Genomic DNA, 7,909 nt, shown 5'->3' with positions numbered 1-7,909 from the left:
GTGGCCGTGCCCGCACTGCCGACCGGCTCGGTGGTCGAAGAGCACGTCCGCCCAAGCGAACTGGTCATCAGGATCTGGGTCTGTGCTGCAATCCTGCTGCCCGCGGTCCGTCTTCTCAGGTCGCTGGCCCAGCGGTACCTGAGGCGCAGGCACGGCTTCGGGGCACCGGCACTGATCATCGGTTCCGGCCCTTTCCTGCGTCAGCTCATCACGCGGATGCGCCAGATCCCCGATTACGGCCTCCACCCGGTCGGAGTACTCGACGACACGCGCCCGACCTCCGCGGAGTTGGTCGACGTGCCCTACCTCGGGCCCACGGCCAACCTCGAGGTCGCGGTACGGGCCACCGGGGCAAAGAAGCTCATCGTGGGGTCGTCGACGACTCCCGACGAAGAGCTTGCACTCGCCGCGCAGTTGGCGCAGAACCTCGGACTTCGGGTGCGGGTCGTGCCACGCATGCGAGACGTTATCGGCGGCGCGACATATGTCGAGCACCTCGGCGGCATACCGCTGCTGGTGCTCTGTCACACCGACCCCAAGGGCTGGCAGTTCGCCGTCAAGCACGCGCTGGGACGGGTGATCGCCGCGGTCGGCCTGCTGCTGCTCTCGCCGCTGTACGTGACGCTCGCGCTTTTGGTCAAGCTCAGCTCGCCGGGACCGGTGTACTTCCGTCAGCAACGTGTCGGGCGCGACGGCAAAGTGTTCGACTGCTTGAAGTTCCGCAGCATGCGACCGGTCGGCCCCGCCACGAAGGCGTTCAGCTTGAAGGACGGCTCCGCGCCCGGGGGAGTCGAGGGCGACGACCGGCGCACCGCGATCGGCAAGTTCATGCGCAGGACGTCGCTCGACGAGCTGCCGCAACTCGTGAACGTGCTGCGCGGCGATATGACACTTGTCGGCCCGCGCCCCGAGCGGCCGGAGTTCGTCGAACTGTTCGAGATGCAGGTGCGGCGTTACGGCGACCGCCACCGGGTGAAGGCCGGCATCACGGGTTGGGCGCAGGTGCACGGCCTTCGCGGCCAGACCTCGATCGCCGACCGTGCGGAGTTCGACAACTACTACATCCAGAACTGGTCGCTACTTCTCGACTTCAAGATCATGGTGCTGACGGTGATGGCGGTGCTCAAGCCGTCGGAGTAAGGGTGGCTAGACCTTCAGCAGCCCGGATTCGTGGTAGCGGCGCTCCCTGTTGACCTGCCAGGGGTCGATACTCTCGCCGAAGTACCGCTTGACGCTGTGCATCGCGCTGAGCATCGCGTGATCCTGGTTGTCGTAGCGGTGCATGCCGTTACGTCCGATCGGGTGCAGGGACGGATAGCGCCTGCGGAGGTATTCCCGGATCCGGCCGACGCTCGTGTCCATCGCCGGATTGCAGATCGGATAGGCGAACTGGGAGCGCACGACCATGACCCGCTCGATCGTGCGGGTGTCGAATCCCAGTGTGCGCAGGTCGGTTTCGACCATGCGCCGAAGGTGGCCGTCGTCGGCGGTCCACAGCTCCGAACCCGCGCCGATGAAGTATTCGAAGCCCAGGTACGTCCCGTCCCAGCCCGCTGGGGTGAGATCGTCCGACCACCGGCGGTAGTTCTGGATGCGGCCCACCCGCAGATCCTTACCCGGGGTGTACACCCAGTTGAACGGGAGTTCGCGTCGTTGTCCGAGGGCGACCGCGACGGTGATCAGGCCACGGTGCTTGAGCTGGGCCGCGGCCTCCCAGACCTGTTGCGGCGGTGCTGGTTCCAGCGCGTTGATCAACATCTGCAGGGGCATGCTGGAGAAGACGGCGTCCCCGGTCGCGGTGTCGCCGTTGCGCAGTTCGACCGTCCACCGCCGGCCGTCGTATCGAAGCTTGTCCACCGGTGCGTCGAGCGCTGGTTCGACGCCGAACTCCGCGAGCGCCGATGCTGCCGCGTCCCAGAGCTGACCGGGTCCGCGCCGGGGATAAAGGAAGGCGTCGGCGCCGATCGCGTCGCCCCAGACGATCGGCTTGATGCGCTGCTCGGCCCAATCGCTCGTGAGATCGGCGGGTTCGGCGAGCCAGGTCTTGCGCACATATCCGTCGAAGAACATGCGGTACCAGTAGTCGCCGAACTGGTATCGCCCCCACTCGAGGAAGTTGGCCGAGTCGTCGATCGAACCGCACCGAAGCCGCGACCACAGCAGGCTGCCCAGGCCGCGCGCCCCCCGGCGATAGCCCAACTGCGTCAGCAGGTTTCGGCCGACGAGTGGGTAGGGCACGTAGTGGCCGTCGACGAGCATGGCGGAGCGGCGGGACACCGAATGCCACTGGTCGGCCGGCAGCAGGGATTTCCAGAGTTCGAGGATCTGCTTGTTCTTGGTGAAGAACCGGTGTCCGCCGGGATCGATCCGGAATCCGTGCTCGCCCGGGGTGCGCGCCAGACCGCCCACGTTCGACGACGCCTCGAACACCTGCGCCACGACGCCGTTCTTGGCCAGTTCGAGAGCGGCAGTGAGGCCCGCCGGACCGGCGCCGATGATCAGGGGACGCTTGTCGGAGTGCATGGACGGCTACCGTCCTCGAAGTTGCGGGGTGCGCCGGTAGTCGTCGATGAATTCCTCGATGTGTCGATCCTCGAGATCGTTGAGCGGTGTCGTCAGGAAGCGCAGTTGTGCGTACTGGGTCTGCAGTGGGAGGAATCCGCTCAGCAAAGGCTCGGGCGAGGTGCGGATGACCAGGTCGACGTCGTCGATGCCGAACGCGCCGCGAATCTCGCCGCCCTCTTGCTGGGCCTGCAGGTGCGCGGCGCGTAGCTCGTCGTTGGCGTCGTATGCGGCCAGGATGTTGACCCGGAAATCCTCGCCACACATGACGGATTCCGCATGCTGCGCCGCGGCGACGTACTCGTCCGGAAGCACGGAGCGATCGCCGTGCAGCCGCACACTGCACTCGTCGGGCGCGAAGCGAGCGGGGATCAACGTGGTCAGGAACGTGATCGACGCTTTGAACACCGGCTCGAGCTCGGCCTGGCTGCGGGCGAGATTGGCGCGGCTCAGGTTGTAGACCGTCACCGTCTTCACGTTGTGGCGACGCAATACCTGGAGAATGTCGGCTACCTTTTCAGCGCCTTGAAGATACGCGTCCTCCAATGAGACGCCACGGCTCTTTGCCCACCGCCGCATGCCGTCGGGTATCAACCCGACGTGGGTAGGTTCGTAGCCCGTCAGAACGCGCAACCGATTATCCCCCCGTAAGTACGCTTATGGCTCTGGGTAAGAGTACTTATTCGATACCCATAAGTCCATTTATTGAAACCGCACGTCCGCGGCTCGACCCAGACGCTGCGCGGCCGGGTTCGTAACCATGGCTCGGCGAGGCTGAAAAAGGGAATCTGAGCTGGACCGTCGGGTTTCCGACGAAGGAGCGACACCGACCGGCACCAGGGGAACTGCCGCCGCAGACCGACGGTACCCTCGCGCGAGATGTCGATCGGGCCCATTGAAACCCCTTTAATTTGTCGCTTCCTAGATAGGTATGTGATCTGTGACCATGAGTCAAGTTATTCGCGAAAATAGGATGTTTTCGCCGATTCTCGAGATAAGGGCGATATAAGGCATCGGGTGCCACTGAATGAGTTTGCTAAGACGAGCAAATGTGTCGCGAATAAGTAAAAGCAGCAAACTCTGGTACGTCTATACCAGTTCCATTCACGTGACGTCGTTGCCTGTGAAAGGACTGCAAGACGGTGGTGTGGACTCCCGCGCGGTGCAGGTTTCGGTTCTGCAGCGTGAGAACCAGCGAAGGGTGGGTGCGTCCGACCGTCGATCGGGCGCCCATGCGCGACGCGGCGATATCGGCACAGCCGGCGTGTTAGGCCTACCCAGACAACGGCGACTTCGGCGCCGAATCCCTGACCTTCACAGGTCTCGCCGAAGCGCTACAGCGGTGACGTCGTCGCGGTCGAGGGACCCCTCGGCGCCCACGCACAGCGCCTCGACGAGGCTCTGGGCGCTGACGGCGCCGAGCCGTTGCACACAGTCGGAGATCGCATCGTTGAGGTCGTCGACGGTGTTGCCCCACAGCTCCAACAGGCCGTCGCTGACCAAGAGCATCCCGTCTCCCGGCGCCAGCGTGCCCCGCCGTTCCCGCCACTCCGATTCCAGTCCCATGGGCAGGTCTTCGGACGCGAAGCGCTCCACACCGCCGGAGTTGCCGCGCAGTATGAAGTGCAGCCCGTGGCCGGCATCGACGAACTCGAAGTCGCCGGAGACGAGGTCTACGCGTACGTAGGTCAACGTGACGAACGCACCGGTGCGATTCAGGTCGTGATTGATCACGCCGGCTGCGTGCGCGACGGCGCCGGCCGGGCTGGTCTCAAAAGCGTTGGAGCGCAAGGCTGCACGGGTCGCCGCCGCGAGCATCCCGGCGCCGACACCTTTGCCCATGACGTCACCGAGGCTGATCACCGCGTGGGGCACATACAACCGGATGTCGTAGAAGTCGCCACCGACCTGACGCGCGGGGGCGGACACCGCGCCGATGCTCCATCCCGGCATCGTCGGCAGATGCTCGGGTAACAGTGCGCGTTGCACTTCACCGGCCCGTTCGAGCTCGGCCTGCTCGAGGCGCCGGACCCGCAGGGCCTCGGTGACGTCTTGAAAATGCAGTGCGAACACCGGATGTCCGGTGAGATTGTCGGCGACCCCCGCGACGCTGACGTCGAGACTGCGCTCGCTGTCGGTGACGAGCGTGAGTCGCGCGTTGCCCCCGTCGAGCGAATCCGTAACCTCGGCCAGCGCGGCCGTCGCTTCCGGTCCGAACAGGTCGTCGAGTTTCGTCGTCCCCTGCTCGAGGCCCGGCAGGATCGCGGCCGCGGAAGCGTTGTACTGCCGGACTCGCCATTCGCCCCCGTTATGGGTGACCATCACCTGTCCCGCGACCGAGGAATCAAAGTTCGTGCGGAACAGTTCCTCGCTGCGCGCCAAGCGCTGCGCGGTATCCCGTTCGAGGCCGACCATCAGCGACAGTGAGATGAGGACCATCACCAGCGTGAGTTCGAAGACCTGCAGCAGAATGCTGCCGGTCGTCACGCCGAGCCGGTCGAAGGCGAAGATGCCCAAGCCGCGAGCGCTGGCGTACGAGCCGATCGCGGACACCATGAGGATCTGCAGGAGCAGTTGCCGGGTGGTCAGGCGCGTTGCGGCCCAGACAAGGGGGACGAAGGGCAGGAACGAGACCGGTAGCTGGTCGTTGATCGAGAAGACGTAGAAGGTCACGGCCAGCGTGAGCGCAAGTTGCCCGAGTGCTTCGGCGCGGGACGCGAGGCGGGTACGGGACTGCAGGCCCATGAAAAGGGGTGCGACCAGAATGATGCCGGCGGCGTGTTTCGGCGCGGCGGTCACCAACCGCGTGAGCGCGTCATCCGGTCCGCTCAACCACAGGTCGGCGAGCGTGGCGGCGAGGTCGTAGACGACCGCGGCGGTCAGGGCTGCGAGCAGGAACCGCGCGAAGTCGCCGAGTGTCACGAGCCGGGGGAAGGTGTCCGTCCGGCCCCTGAGAATCAGCGTGCCCACCACCATCTCGACGCCGACGGCAAGCGACAAGGCCAGCGCCAACGGGAGCGGCCGGTCGGCCCAGAGCTGGGGCGGCAGTGTGACCAGGCAGGCGGCCGGTGCCAGCAGCCAGAGGTAGCGCCGCGAGAACCGGATGCCGAGGCCCACCGCGACGCCGGCGGCCGGCCACCACACGGAAAATGATCCGGCCGTGGGCCGCGTTGCCAGCGAGAGCCAGCCCAGCAAAAGAATCGCCAGCAGCGACGCGACGATGAACGCCGCGGTGGGGACGGCGCGCCGCGAAGTATCCGGCGGCGAAGCACCCCCATTCCCGCGCATGCGATAACTATCGCATCGCCCTTGGAGCGGGCGACGGGAATCGAACCCGCGTAGCTAGTTTGGAAGACTAGGGCTCTACCATTGAGCTACGCCCGCATGTACAGCAAGACCAGATCGTACCGGCGGCAGCCAAATCAAATCCAATTGAAGGCTTCGCGTGTCCAGCCCGTAGTATCTCGCGTGGTCGTTCCGTGTTTTCGCGGAACGATCCGCGCGGACGCAGCACTCGAGCGTCAACGCGACGAGCAGGACACGGGGTGTAGCGCAGCTTGGTAGCGCATCCGCTTTGGGAGCGGAAGGCCGCAGGTTCAAATCCTGTCACCCCGACTGCGACATCGACCGACCAGAACAACGAGGAGCAGATCGTGAAGAGCACCGTCGAGCAGTTGAGCCCCACCCGGGTTCGCATCAACGTGGAGGTGCCCTTCACTGAGCTCGAACCCGACTTCGACCGTGCGTTCGCGCAGTTGGCCAAGCAAGTCCGGCTGCCCGGCTTCCGTCCCGGCAAGGCGCCGCGCAAGCTGCTCGAGGCGCGCGTCGGCCGCGAGGCGATGCTCGACCAGGTCGTCAGTGACGCCCTGCCCGGCCGCTACAGCGAGGCGGTGACGAGCTCCGAGGTGCAGCCGTTGGGCCAGCCCGACATCGAAATCACCAACAAGGAGTACGGCCAGGACCTCACGTTCACGGCCGAGGTCGACATCCGCCCCGAGATCGAGCTTCCCGACCTGTCGACGCTGACGGTGACCGTCGACCCCATCGAGGTCACCGACGAAGAGGTCGACGCCGAGCTGCAGTCCCTGCGCGCCCGCTTCGGAACGCTCAAGGGTGTCGAGCGCGCCGCCGAGAACGGCGACTTCGTCTCCATCGACCTGTCGGCGACCGTGGACGGCAAGGAACTGCCCGACGCGGCCACCGAGGGCCTGTCCCACGAGGTCGGCTCCGGCCAGCTGATCGACGGCCTCGACGAGGCGATCGTCGGCCTCAAGGAGGGGGAGACCCGCGTCTTCACCACCAAGCTGGCCGCTGGCGAACATGCCGGCGAGGACGCTCAGGTGACCGTCACCGTGAAGTCGGTCAAGGAGCGCGAGCTGCCCGAGCCCGACGACGAATTCGCCCAACTGGCAAGCGAATTCGACACCATCGAGGAGCTGAAGGAGTCGCTCGTCGAGCAGGTGCGCCGGACCAAGCGCGTCCAGCAGGCCGAGCAGATCCGCGACAAGGTGCTCGAGACGCTGCTCGAACAGGTCGAGGTGCCGCTTCCGGAGAAGGTGGTGCAGGCCCAGATCGACGACGCGCTGCACAACGCGATCCACGGGCTCGACCACGACGAGGAACGCCTCGCCGAGGCCCTCGAGGCCCAGGGCTCCAGCCGCGAGGAGTTCGACGCCGACAACCGCAGCAATGCGGAGAAGGCGGTCAAGACGCAACTGCTCGTCGACGCGATCGCCGACAAGCTCGACGTACAGGTCGGCCAGAACGACATCACCGAGCGCCTGATGCTGATGTCGCAGCAGTACGGCCTACAGCCGCAGCAGCTGATCCAGTCGCTGCAGCAGAACAATCAGCTGCCCGCGCTGTTCGCCGACGTGCGTCGCGGGCTGGCGCTCGCCGCGATCGTCGAGGGCGCCAACGTCACCGACTCCGACGGCAACGTGATTGACACCACGGAGTTCTTCGGCCGCGCCGACGCGCAGACCGAGGAAGCTGCCGACGAGGCCTCGGAGACCGCCGAGCCCGAAGCTGACGAGGAGTCGGCCGACGCGAAGTGACGCTGTGAGCGAACGCGGCCCGTCTAGGGACTGCACGCCCGCGCGGGTTGGTTAGTGTCGGTGAGTATCAAGCTCTTGAAGAAAGCAGGTATCCAGTCGTGACCCACATGCGTGGCGCCTCGCAAGGCCTCAACCTTGTCGACTCGGTCTATGAGCGGTTGCTGGCGGAGCGGATCATCTTCCTGGGCTCACAGGTCGATGACGACATCGCCAACAAGCTCTGCGCGCAGATTCTGCTGCTGTCGGCCGAGGATCCCACCAAGGACATCCACCTCTACATCAACTCGCCC

At 65.6% G+C, this 7,909-nt stretch carries 6 protein-coding genes and 2 tRNA genes; 4 read left to right on the top strand and 4 right to left on the bottom strand.

The features are described from left to right. Positions 1 to 1,140: sugar transferase (locus tag A5698_RS03330; RefSeq protein ID WP_068293315.1), on the top strand; the 1,140-nt coding region annotated here is incomplete at its 5' end. 6 nt (positions 1,141 to 1,146) lie between these two features. Here the strand turns inward: A5698_RS03330 and A5698_RS03325 are convergent. The 4 genes from A5698_RS03325 to A5698_RS03310 all read right to left on the bottom strand — a co-directional run bounded on the left by A5698_RS03325 (position 1,147) and on the right by A5698_RS03310 (position 5,946). After that, positions 1,147 to 2,523, bottom strand: coding sequence for an FAD-dependent oxidoreductase (locus tag A5698_RS03325; RefSeq protein ID WP_068293311.1), 1,377 nt, complete (start codon positions 2,521 to 2,523; stop codon positions 1,147 to 1,149). Between the two features lie 6 nt (positions 2,524 to 2,529). After that, positions 2,530 to 3,141, bottom strand: coding sequence for an undecaprenyl diphosphate synthase family protein (locus tag A5698_RS03320; RefSeq protein WP_068293304.1), 612 nt, complete (start codon positions 3,139 to 3,141; stop codon positions 2,530 to 2,532). Positions 3,142 to 3,876: 735 nt separating this feature from the next. After that, positions 3,877 to 5,850 carry a SpoIIE family protein phosphatase gene (locus tag A5698_RS03315; protein ID WP_084792227.1) on the bottom strand — a complete coding sequence of 658 codons (1,974 nt, stop codon included), beginning with the start codon at positions 5,848 to 5,850 and terminating at the stop codon, positions 3,877 to 3,879. Positions 5,851 to 5,872: 22 nt separating this feature from the next. Continuing rightward, positions 5,873 to 5,946, bottom strand: a tRNA-Gly gene (locus A5698_RS03310). A gap of 157 nt (positions 5,947 to 6,103) precedes the next feature. Here A5698_RS03310 and A5698_RS03305 point away from each other — a divergent pair. The 3 genes from A5698_RS03305 to A5698_RS03295 all read left to right on the top strand — a co-directional run. Then, positions 6,104 to 6,177, top strand: a tRNA-Pro gene (locus A5698_RS03305). Between the two features lie 38 nt (positions 6,178 to 6,215). Beyond that, a complete protein-coding gene (tig, locus tag A5698_RS03300) occupies positions 6,216 to 7,619 on the top strand; it encodes a trigger factor (RefSeq protein WP_068293300.1) in 1,404 nt (467 codons plus the stop codon). A 107-nt stretch (positions 7,620 to 7,726) separates the two neighbouring features. Continuing rightward, positions 7,727 to 7,909 (top strand): ATP-dependent Clp protease proteolytic subunit (locus A5698_RS03295; RefSeq protein ID WP_197506623.1); only part of this gene is annotated, 183 nt, incomplete at its 3' end.

It is taken from the genome of Mycobacterium sp. E136 (genome assembly GCF_001666865.1).
Lineage (GTDB): Bacteria > Actinomycetota > Actinomycetes > Mycobacteriales > Mycobacteriaceae > Mycobacterium.
Note: the sequence above shows the minus strand (reverse complement) of the source record. Positions and strands in the feature narration are given on the sequence as shown.